Source organism: Oceanihabitans sp. 2_MG-2023 (assembly GCF_030547245.1).
In the GTDB taxonomy this organism is placed as follows: domain Bacteria; phylum Bacteroidota; class Bacteroidia; order Flavobacteriales; family Flavobacteriaceae; genus Oceanihabitans.
Window position 1 is genome coordinate 203,945 of record NZ_JAUOQT010000005.1, and the last position, 18,917, is coordinate 222,861.

The 18,917-nt window shown below is 31.1% G+C and carries 13 protein-coding genes and 3 tRNA genes; 7 read left to right on the forward strand and 9 right to left on the reverse strand.

The features are described 5' to 3' along the window. The first annotated feature begins 329 nt into the window (after nt 1-329). From Q4512_RS12500 to Q4512_RS12515, 4 genes are all read left to right on the forward strand, one after another. On the forward strand, nt 330-2,600 hold the full coding sequence (locus tag Q4512_RS12500) for an aconitate hydratase (RefSeq protein WP_303425210.1): 2,271 nt from the start codon (nt 330-332) through the stop codon (nt 2,598-2,600). A 121-nt stretch (nt 2,601-2,721) separates the two neighbouring features. Continuing rightward, nucleotides 2,722-3,393, forward strand: a complete 672-nt coding sequence (locus tag Q4512_RS12505; protein WP_303425212.1) for a Crp/Fnr family transcriptional regulator — start codon at nt 2,722-2,724, stop codon at nt 3,391-3,393. 72 nt (nt 3,394-3,465) lie between these two features. Next, nucleotides 3,466-4,341: an anti-sigma factor domain-containing protein gene (locus tag Q4512_RS12510; protein ID WP_303425214.1), complete on the forward strand. Its 876-nt coding sequence runs from the start codon at nt 3,466-3,468 to the stop codon at nt 4,339-4,341. Nucleotides 4,342-4,511: 170 nt separating this feature from the next. Next, nucleotides 4,512-4,976: a TlpA disulfide reductase family protein gene (locus Q4512_RS12515; RefSeq protein ID WP_303425216.1), complete on the forward strand. Its 465-nt coding sequence runs from the start codon at nt 4,512-4,514 to the stop codon at nt 4,974-4,976. Between the two features lie 74 nt (nt 4,977-5,050). Here the strand turns inward: Q4512_RS12515 and Q4512_RS12520 are convergent, their stop codons facing one another. The 6 genes from Q4512_RS12520 to Q4512_RS12545 all read right to left on the reverse strand — a co-directional run bounded on the left by Q4512_RS12520 (nt 5,051) and on the right by Q4512_RS12545 (nt 14,097). Then, nucleotides 5,051-9,760, reverse strand: coding sequence for a choice-of-anchor Q domain-containing protein (locus tag Q4512_RS12520; RefSeq protein ID WP_303425218.1), 4,710 nt, complete (start codon nt 9,758-9,760; stop codon nt 5,051-5,053). 129 nt (nt 9,761-9,889) lie between these two features. Continuing rightward, entirely contained in the window at nt 9,890-10,642 is a 753-nt protein-coding gene (locus Q4512_RS12525) for a LytTR family DNA-binding domain-containing protein (RefSeq protein WP_303425220.1), read from the reverse strand. A gap of 10 nt (nt 10,643-10,652) precedes the next feature. Next, nucleotides 10,653-13,571, reverse strand: coding sequence for a sensor histidine kinase (locus Q4512_RS12530; RefSeq protein ID WP_303425222.1), 2,919 nt, complete (start codon nt 13,569-13,571; stop codon nt 10,653-10,655). Nucleotides 13,572-13,706: 135 nt separating this feature from the next. Then, a tRNA-Leu gene (locus tag Q4512_RS12535) sits at nt 13,707-13,790 on the reverse strand. Nucleotides 13,791-13,844: 54 nt separating this feature from the next. Then, nucleotides 13,845-13,917, reverse strand: a tRNA-Lys gene (locus Q4512_RS12540). Nucleotides 13,918-14,024: 107 nt separating this feature from the next. After that, a tRNA-Lys gene (locus Q4512_RS12545) sits at nt 14,025-14,097 on the reverse strand. Nucleotides 14,098-14,253: 156 nt separating this feature from the next. On the opposite strand from Q4512_RS12545, the gene Q4512_RS12550 reads away from it, so the two are divergent. Further along, a complete protein-coding gene (locus tag Q4512_RS12550; RefSeq protein WP_303425225.1) occupies nt 14,254-14,772 on the forward strand; it encodes a shikimate kinase in 519 nt (172 codons plus the stop codon). Here Q4512_RS12550 and Q4512_RS12555 read toward each other — a convergent pair. Both Q4512_RS12555 and Q4512_RS12560 read right to left on the reverse strand, forming a co-directional pair. Next, the gene (locus Q4512_RS12555; protein WP_303425227.1) at nt 14,764-15,267 is read right to left on the reverse strand and encodes a phosphoribosyltransferase family protein; all 504 of its coding nucleotides are present in this window, start codon (nt 15,265-15,267) and stop codon (nt 14,764-14,766) included. The genes Q4512_RS12550 and Q4512_RS12555 overlap by 9 nt on opposite strands. 53 nt (nt 15,268-15,320) lie before the next feature. Beyond that, nucleotides 15,321-15,695 carry an RNA-binding S4 domain-containing protein gene (locus Q4512_RS12560; RefSeq protein WP_303425229.1) on the reverse strand — a complete coding sequence of 125 codons (375 nt, stop codon included), beginning with the start codon at nt 15,693-15,695 and terminating at the stop codon, nt 15,321-15,323. A 166-nt stretch (nt 15,696-15,861) separates the two neighbouring features. Between Q4512_RS12560 and Q4512_RS12565 the strand changes: the two genes are divergently transcribed. Continuing rightward, a complete protein-coding gene (locus tag Q4512_RS12565; RefSeq protein ID WP_303425232.1) occupies nt 15,862-16,950 on the forward strand; it encodes an FKBP-type peptidyl-prolyl cis-trans isomerase in 1,089 nt (362 codons plus the stop codon). Nucleotides 16,951-17,020: 70 nt separating this feature from the next. Here the strand turns inward: Q4512_RS12565 and Q4512_RS12570 are convergent, their stop codons facing one another. After that, nucleotides 17,021-17,608, reverse strand: a complete 588-nt coding sequence (locus Q4512_RS12570) for an outer membrane beta-barrel protein (RefSeq protein WP_303425235.1) — start codon at nt 17,606-17,608, stop codon at nt 17,021-17,023. A 177-nt stretch (nt 17,609-17,785) separates the two neighbouring features. Between Q4512_RS12570 and tgt the strand changes: the two genes are divergently transcribed. Further along, complete coding sequence (gene tgt / locus Q4512_RS12575) at nt 17,786-18,916, forward strand: tRNA guanosine(34) transglycosylase Tgt (protein ID WP_303425238.1); 1,131 nt, start codon at nt 17,786-17,788, stop codon at nt 18,914-18,916. Nucleotide 18,917: the final 1 nt, after the last annotated feature.

Sequence of the window (18,917 nt, forward strand, 5' to 3'; positions counted from 1 at the left end):
GTCGGGCTTTCCGTTATATCTTTTTTTTTCTTATTTGTTAGAATAAATAAAAGAGAAAATCGAGCTCATTATTTCGATCTATTAAATATCTAGTTGTTATAAAAAAAGGATGCTACTACAATCCCTAACGCATCCAAAAAATAAACATTTATTTTTATATATATGTTTCAATAATTAATACAAAAGATGACGTTAAAGCGGCTTTTCCATTTTAAGAAATATGGGTATAGAAAAAACTTATTTCAGTATCATTATATATATGTAATTAACCTTTTTAAAGTCATCTTACATTTTGTATATTAGTAGAAATAAATTTAAAATAATAGACTATGGCATTCGATATTGATATGATCAAAAAGGTTTATGCACAAATGGCAGAGCGCGTAGATAAAGCTCGTGAAGTTGTTGGTAAACCATTAACACTTTCAGAAAAAATATTATATAATCACCTTTGGGATGGAAGTCCAACTAAGGCATTTACAAGAGGTAAAGATTATGTAGATTTTGCTCCAGATCGTATTGCTTGTCAAGATGCAACTGCACAAATGGCATTACTGCAATTTATGCAAGCTGGAAAACCTAAAGTAGCAGTGCCAACAACTGTACATTGTGATCACTTAATACAAGCTAAAGATGGTGCTTCTACAGATTTAAAACACGCAAATTCGGTAAGTAGTGAAGTCTTTGATTTCTTGGCTTCCGTATCCAATAAATATGGAATTGGTTTCTGGAAACCAGGAGCAGGAATTATTCATCAAGTAGTTTTAGAAAACTATGCCTTCCCAGGAGGAATGATGATTGGTACAGATTCGCATACCGTAAATGCTGGTGGATTAGGAATGGTTGCTATTGGTGTTGGTGGAGCAGATGCTGTAGATGTAATGGCAGGAATGGCTTGGGAACTTAAATTCCCTAAATTAATAGGAGTGAAGTTAACCGGAAAACTTTCGGGTTGGACAGCGCCAAAAGATGTAATATTAAAAGTTGCAGGTATTGTTTCTGCAAAAGGAGGAACCGGAGCTATTGTAGAATATTTCGGACCTGGAGCTACCTCTATGTCTTGTACAGGAAAAGGAACCATTTGTAATATGGGAGCAGAAATAGGTGCTACTACTTCTACCTTTGGATACGATGATTCTATGGAGCGTTATTTACGTGCTACAGAAAGAGCAGATGTTGCAGATGCTGCTAATAAAGTGAGAGAGTATTTAACAGGAGATGCAGAAGTATATGCAAATCCAGAACAATATTTCGATCAAGTTATCGAAATTAATTTATCCGAATTAGGGCCATTGTTAAATGGACCTTTTACACCAGATTTATCTACCCCAGTCGGAGTGAAAATGAATGAAGCAGCTAAAACTAACGATTGGCCAATTCAAGTAGAATGGGGATTAATAGGTTCTTGTACTAACTCTTCTTATGAAGATTTATCTAGAGCGTCCTCTATTGCGCAACAAGCTTTAGATAAAGGCTTAAAAATGAAAGCAGAACTTGGTATTAATCCAGGGTCAGAACAAGTACGTTATACAGCAGATAGAGATGGTATTTTAGGAATCTTTGAAAGATTAGATGCTAAAATATTTACAAACGCATGCGGACCCTGTATTGGCCAATGGGCAAGATATAGCGATCCTAAAAATGCACCAAAAAATAGTATAGTGCATTCCTTTAATAGAAACTTTGCAAAACGAGCAGATGGTAATCCAAATACGCATGCTTTTGTAGCTTCTCCAGAAATAACAGCTGCAATTGCAATTGCAGGAAGGTTAGACTTTAACCCGTTAACCGATAAGTTAATAAATGAAGAAGGGCAAGAGGTAATGTTCGATGAACCAACAGGATGGGAGTTACCTCCAAAAGGCTTTGCTGTAGAAGATGCAGGTTTTGTAGAACCAGTAGCAGATGGTAGTAAAGTAGAGGTTTCTGTAAGCCCTACTTCAGAGCGTTTACAATTACTTACACCATTTGAACCATTAGGTGATACCATTAATGGTGCAAAATTGTTAATTAAAGCTTTTGGTAAATGTACCACAGATCATATTTCTATGGCAGGACCTTGGCTACGTTTTAGAGGGCATTTAGATAATATATCGAACAACTGTTTAATTGGAGCTGTTAATGCTTTCGGTAAAAAAACAAACTTTGTTAAAAACCAATTGACTGGTGAATTCGAAGGAGTGCCAGATGCTGCAAGAGCATATAAGGCTGCAGGTGTAAAAACAATTGTAGTTGGAGATCATAATTATGGAGAAGGCTCTTCTCGTGAACATGCTGCAATGGAGCCAAGACATTTGGGTGTTGCTGCAGTTATTGTTAAATCGTTTGCAAGAATTCATGAAACAAACCTTAAAAAACAAGGGATGTTAGGTTTAACGTTTGCTAATGAAAATGATTACGATTTAATTCAGGAAGATGATACATTTAATTTTACAGATTTAAACGCATTTGCACCAGACAAACAGTTAACATTAGAAATTGTTCATGCAGATGGTTCTAAAGATACTATTAAGCTAAACCATACGTATAACCAACCTCAAATAGATTGGTATAATGAAGGTTCTGCTTTAAATTTAATTAAAAAAGAAAACAATTCTTAAATAAAGAGTAAAATAAATTAGTAAAAACTCCTGATGAAATTCAGGAGTTTTTTTATGCTTTATTGTAAGCTTTTATAGAAAATGTCGACTGTTAAGGAAATATTTATAAAATAAAACACCTATGAATTCACTTTGGTTTTTTGATGATGTTAATCTCTTTAAGGTACTTTGTCCTCATAAATTTAAAGCGTATAAGAAAGGGCATGATTTTGATGCGTATAAGAAAAAAGATTATATATATTTTGAAGAGGATTCGGCAAATAAGGTGTATTTAATTGAAAAAGGAAAAGTAAAAATTGGTTACTACAATGAAGATGGAGAAGAAGTTGTAAAAGCAATTTTAACGAAAGGAGAGTTATTTGGTGAAAAAGCAATTTTAGGACAAATAACCAGAAAAGAATTTGCCCAATCCGTAGATAATCTAACTTCTATTTGCCCAATTGGCGTAGATACAATGCATGATTTAATGCGAGATAATCAAACCTTCAGTTTTAAAATATATAAGTTTATTGGATTTAAATTTCAAAAACTAGAACGAAGACTACAATTACTTTTATTTAAAGATACCAAATCACGTTTAAAAGAATTTTTAAATGAATTATGTGATGAGTATGGTTATAATTGCCCAAAAACTGGAGACCATATAATTAAGCATCCATATACACAAAAAGATATAGCTTCTTTAATAGGTACTTCAAGACCTACACTTAATATTCTTTTAAATGAGTTAAAAGAAGAAAAAGTGTTAGAATTTAACAGAAAAGAGATACGAATATTAAAAAAAACTGCTTAGTGTTAGCTAGCTAACATTTTATCATCGCTCTAGTATATAATTTTGAACTATTAATAATAAAATTATATAGCAATGATTAAAAAAACAATTTTAGCAGTTTTGGCATTAGGGATTTTTGCCACTTCTTGCAGTAGTGATGATGACAATAACAGCACTCCTACAACAACAGATTTAACATTAAACTTAACAGGTTTAGAAGAACTAGGTAACGATTTCGTTTACGAAGGATGGATAATAGTAGATGGTTCGCCAGTTTCTACAGGAACTTTTTCAAGCGTATCTTTTCCACAAAATTTCACAGTAGATGCTACACAGTTAGCTGAAGCAACAACATTTGTATTATCTATTGAACCAACAATTGATCCAGATCCAGCACCAGCAGATACAAAAATTTTAGCAGGAGATTTCTCTGGTAGTTCTGCTACCGTAAATTCTAATTTAGTAGCAGATTTTTCTTCGGCTGCGGGAGCTTACATTTTAGCAACACCTACAGACATGGATGATACTAACGAGGAGAGTGGTGTTTGGTTTTTAGATAATACTTCAGGAACTGCAGTAACAGGATTAGATTTACCAACACTTTCCGATGGATGGAAATATGAAGGTTGGGCTGTAATTGATGGTACTCCAATTAGTACAGGTACTTTTACAGATGCTGCAATGGCCGATGATAATGCAGCAACATCACCATTTAAAGGAGATGCTGGTAATGGACCAGGATATCCTGGAGAAGATTTCTTGCAAAATGCGCCAACAGGAATGACATTTCCAACAGATTTAAAAGGAGCTACTATTGTGATTTCTGTAGAACCTTACCCAGATAATAATACAGCACCATTTACTTTAAAACCTTTGGCGCATTTGGTTCCTGCAGATGCAATGAATCATAGTACAATTACTATGGGAACCGGACCAATAGTATCTCTTTCTGGATCGGTTACTAGATAAAAATATATAGGTTTAATCCTTGTTTTTTTGTTAGATTTGAAGCGTTGTTTATCTATTAAATTACGCTTCATTTTTTTTGTGTTATGAATAAATTAAAATTTAAAAATATACTCTTTGTTGTAATCCTTGTTCTTCTGATTATACCGCAAACAAGAAAACCTATTCAAGTAATGTTGCATAAAGGATTGGCTTTGTTTAGTCCATCTGTTGAAGCAGAAGCAGATACCAAGTTGGTACACTATGCTAGTTGGCAATTACAAGATGTAAAAGGAAATGCAATTGACTTTAAAGATTTAAAAGGTAAAGTTGTGCTAATAAACTTCTGGGCTACTTGGTGTCCGCCTTGTATTGCGGAAATGCCTAATCTTCAGAAATTACACGATGCGTATAAGGATAAGGTCGTTTTTCTATTTGTTTCCAACGAAAAAAAGGAAAAGATAGAAGGGTTTTTATCTAAAAACAAGTATTCGTTTAACGTATTTACTTCTTTAGAAAATCCTTCAGAATTTGAAGTATCTAGTATTCCGAGAACATTGCTAATAAACAAAGAGGGAAAAATTATAATAGATAAGGAAGGTGCTGCAAATTGGAATAGTGAAACCGTTAGAGAAACACTGGATGATTTACTAAAATAGTAAGGTGTAAAAATAGAAAAAGAGAAGCCAACGTGGACTTCCCTTTTTCAAAAAAAACTGATTAATAGCTTCTTCTATTTCTTAATGAAACGTTTTACAGTTTCCGAATTATCTTTAGTTATTATTTTCATAATGTAAATGCCTTGTGATAAGTTAGATACATCAATTGTTTTTGTTTCCGCTTTTAAAACTTTTTTTCCTAAAACGGAATAGATAGTAACCGTTTCTACATCTTGTTTTGATTTTATATTTAAAATGGATGATGTTGGATTTGGATAAAGTGAAATTTCGTTTGTATTTAATTCAAAATCTGTTGTGCTTAATGTGGAAACAGATTCATAAGCTCCCATATCTACAATTGAGTTGAAAATTCTAGCATTTCCTACTAAATCTGTTAAAACATTTGATGGAAAATATTGATTTCCTCCTGTATCTATACTTGGCGAATTACTATTTAAGGTAAAGTCGTTTGCAGCTTCATTAGAGAAGTTAGGATTTGAATTTAATATACTCATTGTATTACTTTGGTTACTAAAATTATCTTGAGATAAGGAGTTACGAATAATTACAGAATTTGCTGGAGCGAAAGTATCTTGAGTATCTACAGCAACATTGTTACTTCCATTATTCCAAAGTATACTGTTATAAAGTTCAATATTTGTTGTACCATTTACACGAGTTCCTGATATTAAACCTGCTGTAGGTGTACCAGGAAAATTATTATTAAATACTGTTTGGCTTATTGTCATATTAATAAACTTACCATTATTAATACCACCAGCCACATCAGAACGTAACCAAAATAAAGAGTTAAGCGAAGACGCACCAGTTGTCGATCCAGGATAATCACTTACGGAAGTTACCCTATTATCAAATATAAGACAATTTACAAATGTAGAATTTACACCAGCTGTAGAAAGTGGATTTGCATAATAAAATATAGCTGCAAAGCGTCCTAAATTTCTATCAAACACGCAATTTGTAAACATATAATCCGACGATAGATTGGTGTTTGTGCTTTGAGTTCCAAAAATAATACCACCATCAAATACACGGTTATAGTTAAACCTTACATCATTTACTGTAAGGGTTCTTGCATCTTCTTTTATGTCTATTGCAGAGCCACGACGATCTTCGGATGTACCTCCATTTGCATTTCCACCTTTAATGGTTACACCATCAATTATTACATTATTACCTATAATTGTAATAACATGGTAGACGTTGTCTGATCCTAAACTACTGTTAGAAGAGTTATGATCAAGAAAAACAGTACCATCATCATTATCACGATCACCATCAAGAATTACAATATTTGTAGCTGGATTACGCTGAGTTAAATTAGTTTCTGTACCATCAAAACCACCATAAATTTTTTGATCTGCGCCTATCTCATAAGTATTAGAACGTGATCCATTTGCTACAACATATCTACCAGCAGCCATCCAAAATTCTCCTGCGGGGTTGTCTGCAAGTGCTGTTTCTAAATCTACATAAGCATCTGCCCAACTACTACCATCATTAGATCCTGTTGCTTGTACATCTAAATATATTTGAGGTACACAATTAGAAGAAAAACTAGTTTGCGAATCAATACTAGTCCAATTAGCATTTGCAAAAGGTAAATCATTAACTTCTATACATGTTAATGGGCTATTCATTGTTGCATCAAAAGTTGTTATAGCTGTATTATTTCCGTTTTTTACATTTAAAACAGCTAACATATTATTAGATACATTAAGTGATGTTAGCATACTGTTATTAAAAATACTTAGCTGATTTAATGAGTTATTGCTAAGATTTAGTTCTAATAAACTTGTGTAATTTGAAACATCAATAGTGGTAAACGCATTACTTGATAAATTCAAATCAGTCAAAAGTGTATTAACTCCAAAATTAGCAGAGGATAACTGATTGTTTTCTACGTTTATTTCAGTTATTAAATTATTTGAAGATAAATCAACATCAGTTAATGAATTATTAGATGCGTTTACAGATGTAATACCCGGAAAAAACTCAATACCGCCAAGGGATGTAATAGATTGGTTTGGTACGCTTATAACTCCAGAATATACTTGTGCTTCACTTACCTGAATTTCAGTATCTCCATTTAAGTTTACTGTGGAATCACCTACAAGTGCTGCTTTAAAGTTAGCATCTACAAAAGGCACCACAACCGAATTATCATCTATCTCATAAGCGCCAATATCTACACTCGTACCAGATATTCTGTTGTTACCTTCCAAATCCGTTTGCACATTTATAAATTGACTGTCTCCCGCATTTAATGCTGGTGATGTTACTAGCAAGGTATAATTATCTATATTAGAATCTGTAAATAATGGATCAGATGATAGTGTGTTTTGTTTATTAGAGTGACCAGGGAAATTATTATTAGACAAACTGTTTCTAATAATTACCGCACCTACTGTTTCGATAGCATTTAAGGGTGTGTTACTTGAGTTTACATTATTCCAAACAATACTATTATACATATTTGTAGAAAGGTTACCGCCATTATTTAATATAGTAGCTACAACTGATGATCCGTTATTAATTGTATTATCCGTAATTGTGCTATTTGTAAACGTTATAATTTGCGTACCTCCAACATCTTGTCTTGTCCAGAATAAAGCACCATGAGAACCTGAAACAGTAGTTTTTGATTCGTTATTAGTAATTAAACAAGATTCAAAAGTAATTTCAAGTAGTCGTCCATTTGCTGCTCGACCGTAATAAATTGGTGTATTTGTGTAAATATTACTATCAAAAGTTGTTCTTGCTACTGCAATGTTAACATTTCCGTTTACATCAATAGCTTTTATTACACCACCGCCAGTACCAGTATTGTTAATGACTTTACAGTCTACTATATGAACTGTAGTGGCTGAAGTTACTAAAACAGCACTTCCAGCATTATCACTTCCGCCGTTACCATTAGCATTTCCTCCAGTTATTGTAAATCCATCTATAATAATATTCGTTCCACCAACTTTTATAACTTGATAATTATTATCCGATAATGATGCATCTCCAAAAACAACAGGCATGACATCATTACTATTTACGTCACCTGTTAAAACGGTTTGATTTAAACTTGTATTACGCTGAGAAAGGCTTGTTTCAGTACCAACAAATCCACCATAAATATGTTGATCTTGACTTAATAAAAAGCTATCTGTTAAATTTGAGCCAGGATTATAACTACCTGTTTTTACCCAAAACGAATTAGAAGGATTTAATGCAAGTGCATTAGCTAAGTCTGTGTAAGCATTAGCCCAACTCGTACCATCATTTGTTCCTGTTGCATCTTTTGCGACATATATTGGTGCAACTTGAGTGGTTGTAATTGTCGCTAAAATCCAATTACCGGTAACACCATTACAAACACTACGCACATAGGTTTGGTATTGTGTATTAGCCATAATATTAGATATGGTAGCGTTAGTTACAGTAAGTCCTGTAATTTGTATTGCAGATGAGAAAGGTTGAGAAGATTCATGATATGCAACATCCCATGATGTAGCTACAGGGTTTGTTTGCCATTCTAACTGAAAAGAATTAATCGCAACCAAAGGAGTAGAAAACGCAAAAGGATCACAAGGATCTGGAGTTATTTCATAAGCACCAATATCTACAGTTGTATTTATAATTCGTTGCGCACCTGATAAGTCGGTTGTATTGGTTACATAAATGTTATCGCCATTATTTACAGCAGGTGAACTTCCTAATATAGAATAATTATTATTGCTTGGATTTATAAAGAAAGGATCTGCAGTAAGATTATTAGCAGTGTTAGAATTTCCTATAAAACCATTATTAGAAATATTATTTTTAGACTCACCAACCGCATTAGTCTGTAAGGCATTTACGTTACTATTATTAGCACCAACATTATTCCAGAAAATTGAATTATAAACATTAACAACAGTTGCAGTATTTGTACACGTAATAACAGTAGAACCATTAGTGATGGTATTGTTTGTAAGTGTTGAATTTATAATTTCTAATGTTTGATTACCTTGTACATCTTGACGTGCCCAAAATAATGATCCACCAGTATTTGTTGTGGAAACATTATTATAAAACAGACAGCCTTCAAATTTTGTGTTTAATGATCCCATAAAACCATTACGGCCGTAAAAAATAGTAGCAAAAACGGTTTCGTTATCGCTAAAAACACTATTCTTAACTAATATATCTCCAGATGTATCGATGGCTCTAATTACACCAGCTCTACTTGCTATATGATTGGTTATTTTGCAATTGTTAATTTCTAAATTTCCAGCAGCAGCCTTGTATATAGCAGGACCTTCTTCGTAGCCACCAGTACTAAAAGTTGCTTTACCATTTGTTATTGTAAAACCATCGATAATTACATTTGCACCAACTATTGTTATAACTCTGAAACTATTATCTGCTTTATTTGGGTCTAATGGATTAAAAATTACAGCATCATTACCATCTATATCACCAGAAATAATGGTCTCATTAGTAATTACATCTCTTTGTGTAAAAATAGTTTCTGTGCCATTAAAACCACCATAAATTTTTTGATCAAGACTTATAGAAAATGTAGATGTATTTAAATTTCCAGGAATATAATTACCTGAAGCAACCCAAAATGTTTCTGCTGGGTTATTGCTTAAAGCAGTATTAAGATTTGTGTAAGCATTTGCCCAAGATGTACCGTCATTGTTTCCTGTAGCATTAATATCGACATAAATTTGAGAATACCCTATTCCATAAAAAAGGATAAAGAACAATAGTAATTTTGTTTTCATAATAAAATGTTTTTTATAATTATGAAACAAAAATGCTAATGCATTGTAAGAAAATTTCTAACTTTTTTGTGAATGGTAAGATTTTGCTAATGAATGGAAAATAAAAAGAATTTTAAGAAGGTAGGGAAGTTAAAACACTCTATTAATGATTTCCATAAAATCCTCTTTACGTTCTCGAGCAATAGGAATACTTTTATTATTACTCATAATAACTTGTAGTCCATCTTTTTTTGTAATCTCTGTCATGTATTTTAGATTAATAAGAAAGGAACGATGTGGTTTATAAAACAAAGGCTTATTAACAAGTTGTTCTGCAAAGTGTTTTAAAGTTTTACAGATGAGTTCCGTTTTTCCATTTTGTAAATACACCTTTGTATATGCGCCATCTGCTTCAAAAAATAAAATATCTTCATGGGATACAAAACGAATCCCCTTAGGTACCTCTAAAGCAATTTTATTTAAAGCTAATTGTTCAAAACTACGTTCTAAATTTATTAATTTTTCTTTGATGAAGTTTTCTTCCGCATTAGAAGTGGCTTTAGAAATGGCTGTTTTTATTTCTTCAATATCTATAGGTTTTAAAAGGTAATCTACAGCTGATAATTTAAAGGCTTCTATAGCATAATGTCCATAAGCAGTAGTGAATATGATTTGAAAATGGATAGGCTCGTTTTTAAAAAATTCTAAAATTTGTAAACCAGAATGGTGAGGCATTTCAATATCTAAAAATACAATATCTGGTTTTTTAGTTTTGATTATAGATACGCCATTCTTTAAATTTTCAGCTTCAAAAACACTTTTAATTTCGGGGCATTCTTCCTTAATGATTGTGCTTAGTATTCTTCTAGCTCGTTTTTCGTCATCTATAATTATTGCTTTCATTACTTTAAGTTTAAAGTGTTAATGCTATTTTAAGGATCACTTTGGTTCCTTGTACTTCCAAATTTTTGTCTACTACATCTTCGATCTTTAAGGTTACTTTTTTATTTAGGCTTCTGTTTATTAAGTCAATGCGTTTTTGGTTCGCAGAAGTAGCAAAGGGTTTATGATTTATGGTTTGCTGGGTTCTAATTTTTGCAGATGCTTCACGACCAATACCGTTATCTATAATTTCGCAGATTAAGAAATTGGAATCGTTATCTTTTAAAAAGTTTAATTGGAGTTTTTTGTTCTTTGTTTTATGAAGTAATCCATGCTTTAAAGCATTTTCTACATAGGGTTGAATAAATAGAGAAGGCACAAGAATGGCATCAACATCTAGACTTTCATCTATATGTATATGAAATGAAAGATCGTCGTCAAATCGTTCTTTTTCTAGCTCTAAATATAAGTTTAATGTTTTTATTTCTTCATTTAGAGTCACTTCGTTTGTCTGACTGTGCTCTAAATAGGTTCTTATTAATCGGGAAAATTTCACTAAATATTGACGTGCTAGTTTTTTTTCATTTAAAATAATATAGTCCTGAATCGAGTTAAGCGCATTGAAAATAAAATGCGGATTCATTTGCGAACGTAAGTTTTCAAGTTGTGTTAAAACGAGTTCTTCACTAATGATTGCCTTTTCAAGTTGTATTGCTTGTTCTTTTTGTAAACGTTTGGTTTTTTTATTGAAGTAGTACCATATAATACTTGCTATAATTATTAACATTAGGAAATAGAATACCCATGTTTTATAAAAAAGAGAAGTGATTTTTAGCTGTATACTTATAGGCTTAGAAAAGGTGGTGCTAAATTTATTCTTAGCTTTTACTTTAAAAGTATATTTTCCGCTAGGTAAGGTGTTTATTTTTACAAAATTGACATTGTTTTCTAAAGGAATCCATTGTTTGTTGTATCCTTCAATTTTATAAGCATATTCTACAAATTCTTTGGTTTGAAGTCCATTGGTGTTAAATGCAATTCTTATTTCGCTATTGTCTTGTTTTAAGGTATAGGTTTTTTGTAATATGGTATCTTTTTCAGCAATAGAAATAGAGGTGAAGTATGGTTTTAATGTTTGTCTTTCTTTTTCAATTTTATTCGTGTCAAAATGAAATAACCCCAAATTAGAACCAAATACTACTTGATTATCTACTACTTTTAAAGTATTAATATTTCCAGAAGCTAAGCCATCTTGTTTGGTTATGTTTATAGATTTCTTAGTGAGGTAATTATAGCTTTGAATCCCTTTATCTGTAGCTACCCAAATGGTATTGTCTTTAAATTGTAATCCATTAATGGTATTCGATTGTAATCCGTTTTTTGTGTTAAAATGAAATAGCTTCTTATTATTTTTAAAACCTATAACACCATTATTATGTGTGGCAATACACGCTATCTCGTTGTTATTAATTGCTACTATAGAGCCTAGAACAGGTTTGTTGTTGTTTAAGATTTCGGTCACGGTATTTGTGTTTAAATCATGAACACGAAAACCATCTATATAACTTACATATGCTTTATTGGTATTATTATCATAAACAGAGCTGTAACTTCTTGCGTTGCGTAAGATAGAAACGCTGTCTTTTTTTACGTTGTAAATGGCAGCACTATAAGGTAAACTTAATAAATAGTTGTCTTTATCTATAGTTGTTATCGATTTGGAGTAAAAACGATATATTGTTTGCTGTTTTTTTGTTTTTAAATTGTAAATAATATTAGACTCTCTACTAGAAACTAAAAGCGTATTATTTTGTTTGTTGTAAGCAATGTTAAATACTTCATTAATATTTTGGATATCTATGTTTTCAACCTTATTTGAAGATATTTTAGATATTTTACCATTTAATGTTGCTACATAATAGTTTTCAGAATCGATAATAGCAATATCACTAATATCTTTTTTATTGTTTTTATAAATGGAATTGTAAATCTTTAACTCTTGATTTGGCACAACAAAAACACCATTATTAATTGTTGTAAACCAGTAGTTTAAATTGGAGTCTACCAGAACATCTGAAATAAAATACTCAGGATATAAATGCTCTATTGTTATGAGCTCATCATTAATTATTTTGGATATAAAAACGCCTGAGTTGGTTAAAATCCATAGTTTATTATCTATAATATAAGCGTGATTAACTTTAGTTTTTGCAATATTTTCAGGAAAGGTAATGCGAACACTCTCATTGTTAACAATTTTTGATAGGATTAGTTTACTTTGGTTTGAAAAATCCTCTTTAAAATAGAATAGCGTGTTTTCAAATTCAAAAAATTTGATTTGACCTCGCTCAGTAATATTATGTTTTGTAAATGTTTTTATGAGTTTTTTATTTTTAAAAAAAGGATCTTCTATCTTATAAGTTGATCTACCTAGAGTTTGATGAAAATGAGAGGGGTTAGGTTCTAAATCGCTAAAAGAATTGCCTTGATTTAATTTTATTGAAGTAAATGTTTCTTCTTTGGTTTCTATATTTACACTTAATGCTTCATTATTATTATTATTAATGATTAAATGATTTTTAAAAATGATGAAATCGCAAAGAAATTTTACGCTTTCAAATTCCTTGAACAGAATAAGCTTCTCATTTTCAACATAAAAAAACTGACCAGCAAGATTGTTACACCATAAACGTCCTTTTGCATCAAAAGTTAATCCGAATAAGGATCTTCCTTTTTTCTGAGGGTTGGTAAATAAGGTGTATTCACTACCATTATATCTATAAAGCCCTTTGTCTGCTGCAAGCCAAATATAACCTTCTTGGTCTTCCGCAATATCATAAAACTCAATATCGGGTAATCCATCTTTTTCTGTTAGATGAATACTTACAGCTTGCTGTCCATAATGAACTTGAACAGATAAAAAGCATAGAATAAGTAAAAGTCTTCTCAAAAAAAAGAATTGCGTTAAGTGAAACGTAAATCTATTAAATTAGAAGTAAGAATGTAAGAAAACTTTGTAAAATGCTTAATTCTTTTTGTGAATGGTAGAAAGTAAGTGAAAGTGTTACTCTGTTAATTTTATAAGTGCGCACGAGAAGATTCGAACTTCCACGTCCTAATGGACACTAACCCCTCAAGCTAGCGCGTCTACCAATTCCGCCACGTGCGCAAAATTTAAAAGCAATATAAATAAAAAAAGTTAAGCATATGCTTAACTTTTTTGTGACCGGGCTGGGGCTCGAACCCAGGACCCTCTCCTTAAAAGGGAGATGCTCTACCAACTGAGCTACCAGGTCGTTATTAATATCCATTTTATATATAATGGTTATTAAAAAAGAAAATAATACTCTAGCATTTAGAGTTAAATAAAAAAACCACTAATTTACAAATTAATGGTTTTTAGTGACCGGGCTGGGGCTCGAACCCAGGACCCTCTCCTTAAAAGGGAGATGCTCTACCAACTGAGCTACCAGGTCATTATTTCAATAACAACTTATATATTGTTGTTAGCGGGTGCAAATATAAAATGTTTAATTAATAAAACAATGGTTTTTTTAAGAAATTTTTAAAGTTTTTTTGTTTTTTTGTATCCTTATTAATGTATGTTTTTAATAATCAATTTATAACAAAATATGATAATAGTTTTACTTGGCTATATGGCTTCAGGAAAATCTCATTTTGGAAAAAAAATAGCTAATATTCTAGATTATGAGTTTATAGATTTAGATGATTTTATTGAAAAAGAAGAAAATGCTACAATTAGCGATGTGTTTTCTCGTAAAGGAGAAATCTATTTTAGAAAAATGGAGCACGAAAGTCTTAAAAAAGTAATAGCAACTAATAAAAAAGCAGTAATTAGTTTAGGTGGAGGTACACCTTGTTACGCTAACAACATGAATTTGCTTTTAAATACTTCTAATGTAAAAACTATTTATTTACAAGTTTCTATACCTAATTTAGTAGAAAGGGTAATAAATGAAACCGATAAAAGACCAGTGATTTCTCATCTTAAAACAAAAGAGGAGTTAATGGAATTTATAGGGAAGCATCTTTTTGAAAGGTTAGCATATTATTCTGAAGCAGAATTTACTATTGATGCCAATAAAACAGAGAACGAAATAATAGAATCTATTTTGATGCAATTATTTTAAAAATGCTTCAAAATTACTTCCTTCTAAAATAACATCTATATGTTCATGCAATGAAGTAGAAAGGGAAATACCTTTAAAATCTGCTTTTACTGGATATTTTTTATGATTTCTATTCACCAAAACTGCAGTTTTAAACTGTTTTAATGGCACATCTAAAAAATGCTTAACACCATAGACTAAAGTGGTTCCGCTATTTAATACATCATCTATTAATATTACAGATTTGTTAGTGTACTCTTTTGCCGAAATCGAAGTGCTTATCGTATTTAAAGGATTTTTTTTGTCTATTATAACCTTGCAGAGTATAGGTTTAATAGTTGAGATTTTAGATAAAATAGTTTTTAATTTTTTTGCAAGGATATAACCATTACTATCTATTCCAGCTAAAACAACTTCTTCTTCATTAACATTACTTTCATAAATTTGATAGGCAATTCGTTTAATTTTATGATTAATTTCTTCGTGAGTTAGAATACTATTTTTTTTTGTAATCATTATTTTAAAGTTGTTTTTATAAAGATAAAGGAGAATATTTAAATGTAATAATTTTAATCTTCATTTTCTTCATTATAATCTTCAATATCTCTTCTGTCTTTTTTTGTAGGTCTTCCAGTGCCTTTTTTTCTATAATAATCTTTAGAATATTTTAAAAGTTCTTGTGCTTCAAAAGCCTCTTTAGGCGTAATATCTGTTCTGTAAATGTCTACTAGTTTAGCTCCAATTCTATTTGGTGGAATATCATTCACTTTTAATTTGTAGTTAATTTGATTTTTTCGTACTTCAATGACATCAGTAGCATACACATCTCTACTTGGTTTTACCGTATCGCCATTAACTTTAATATGTCCTTTTTTACAAGCAGTTGTTGCTATACTTCTTGTTTTGTAATACCTAACACACCATAAAAATTTATCTATTCGCATAAAATTTTTTATAAAAAACTACGTTAATGTTCTTGCGCAAAATTAGTTTAAAATTGTATCTTGCAAGCTAAAAAAAATAGGAATAATAATATAAACTTTCAGTTTTTCGATAATTTTTTTAAAACTAAAAGGCTATTATATTTTATATTAAGTTAAAAAAGCACCAATGAAATTAAGAAAAATAGCATTAATAGTATTTGCATTAATGATTGTAATTGCATCTTGTACTCCAGATGATGACGGTACAACAACAGTCCCTGCAAGAGATAGAACAGAAGTTTATGCTGAAGATTTACTAGAAATAGAAACGTTTTTAGAAACTCATTACTTGAACCTAGAAGATAACCCATTTGATTTTGTAAATCTATATAATCCTGATAACGATGATTTTAAAATTGTTTTTAGTGAATTAGAAGCCGGTTCTACAGAAGTCGCTTTAATTGATATGCCACAGCTTAAGTTTAAAACTGTTGAAGATCCTAGTGAAGAAGGATTGTTTTATAAACTATACTATTTAGAAATGAGACAAGGCCTTGGGAATGAAGTGCATTTTATAGATGAAGTCTTTGTAACCTATGAAGGTAGTACAACAGAGTCTATAGTTTTTGATGATGCAATAAACCCTATAAATTTTGAACTTACTAGTGTGTTAAATGGAGGTGTTGTTACTGGATTTATGGAAAGTTTAATTGAATTTAAAACAGCTACTAGTTTTGATACTAATAATGATGGAACTTCAAACTACCATAACCATGGTATTGGTGCAGCTTTTTTACCGTCGGGATTAGCTTACTTTAATCAAGTATTAGAGGACGTATCTAGTTATACGCCATTAATTTTTAAATTCAATGTTTTAGATAGAGTATTACTTGATCATGATAATGATGGTATTCCTTCTTTTTTAGAAGATTTAGACAATAACTCAGATGTTTTTGACGATGATACAAATGACGATACTGCACCTAACTTTTTCGATGGTGATGATGATGGTGATGGTACTAATACCATAGATGAAATTACAATAAAATCATATACCGTTGATGATAATATGATAGCATTTGCATCTACTGAAGAAGCAAATGATTATTTTGAAAATGGTGCAGAAATTGACGAAAACGAAGTTTTTATTAGTGTAGAATACACTAAAAATACTGCTACAACACCTACAGTGTATACATTAAAAACTTTTGTTGCTACCGACTCTAACGGTAATGGTACTGCAGATTATTTAGACGAAACCTACCCAGAAGATTAAATAAAATTTTTCTTTAATAAAAAAGCCACTTTCTTACTAAGAAAGTGGCTTTTTTTAGTTTAGATTCTTATTATAATAGAATAGAAACACTTAAAATTAATTGGTCTGGTCTCGTGTCAATTCTATCAACACCCTCTAAAACATTATTACTAATAAAAGTTGCTTCGTTTTCACTAAAACCTCTTTCATATCTTAAATCAATTCCAATAGAATTAAAGCTTACTCCAAAACCAAAATTTAAACCTACTGTAAAATCATTTTCAACCTCACTAATAGTAATGCCATCAAATTCAGTATCTAAAATATATTGTAAGGATGGTCCACCAAAGGCATTAAAAAACTTTAAAAACTTCACTCCAACTAATAAAGGAGCGTCTAGTTTTTGCATAATAAATGCGTCACTATCATATTCACTCTTTGTTTTAGTATATACTAACTCTGGTTTAAAAAATACTTTTCCATCTATTTTTCCAAAAACACCAACATGAAAACCAACATTTCTTTCTGGATTTTCATAAGTAGTTTTAGTAGATTCAAGATACTTTCCATTTGCATTATAATTAAGACCTGCTTTAAAACCAAATCCAGACCCTTGTTGTGCGCTTGAATTAACGATAAAGGCAAAAAGCAAAAGACATGTAATTAAGACATTTTTCATAATAATTTGTTTTATTGATTTTTTATTAAAACGAAGATACAAAGTAATTATTTTCTTTTACAAATGTTTCTTTGCCTTTTCTTAAGATTATAATGTACTAGAAAATGTAATTTTATTAAATGTTTAAGAAGGTATCTTGTTTAGTTAATTATATTTGCCAATTCATAATATATTTAGATGAAATTTGAATTAAAAGCAAAAGATCCACTAAGTAGTGCAAGAGCTGGATTAATGACTACCGATCATGGAGTAATTGAAACCCCAATATTTATGCCTGTAGGTACAGTAGCTTCTGTAAAAGGAGTGCATCAAAGGGAGTTGAAAAATGATATAAATCCAGATATTATTTTAGGAAATACCTATCATTTGTTTTTAAGACCTAAAACAAGCATTTTAGAAAAAGCAGGAGGATTACATAAATTTATGAATTGGGATAGAAATATCTTAACAGATTCCGGTGGTTATCAAGTATATTCTCTTTCTGCAAATAGAAAAATAAAGGAAGAAGGTGTTAAATTTAAATCGCACATTGATGGAACCATGCACATGTTTACTCCAGAAAATGTAATGGAAATTCAACGTAGCATTGGAGCAGATATTATTATGGCTTTCGACGAATGCACACCTTATCCTTGCGATTACAACTATGCGAAACGATCCATGCACATGACCCATCGTTGGTTAGATCGATGCATAAATCATTTAGAAAAAACACCCTTAAAATACGACTATAATCAAACGTTTTTTCCAATAGTTCAAGGAAGTACCTATAAAGATTTACGTCGTCAATCTGCCGAATATATAGCAAATGCAGGAGCAGAAGGAAATGCTATTGGAGGACTGTCTGTAGGGGAGCCAGCTGATGAAATGTATGCAATGACTGAAGTGGTTACCGAAATTCTACCAGAAGATAAACCGCGTTATTTAATGGGGGTTGGTACGCCAATTAATATTCTAGAAAATATTGCTTTAGGAATTGATATGTTCGACTGCGTAATGCCAACACGTAACGCCAGAAATGGGATGTTGTTTACTGCACACGGAACTATGAATATGAAAAATGCCAAATGGAAAGACGATTTTTCTCCAATTGACGAAATGGGAATTACCTTTGTAGATACCGAATATAGTAAAGCATATTTGAAACATTTATTTTCAGTAAACGAATTATTAGGAAAACAAATAGCAACCATTCATAACTTAGGTTTTTATATGTGGTTGGTTCGTGAAGCTAGAAAACATATATTAGCAGGAGATTTTAGAGCCTGGAAAGATAAAATGGTAAAACAAATGGATAAACGTTTGTAAA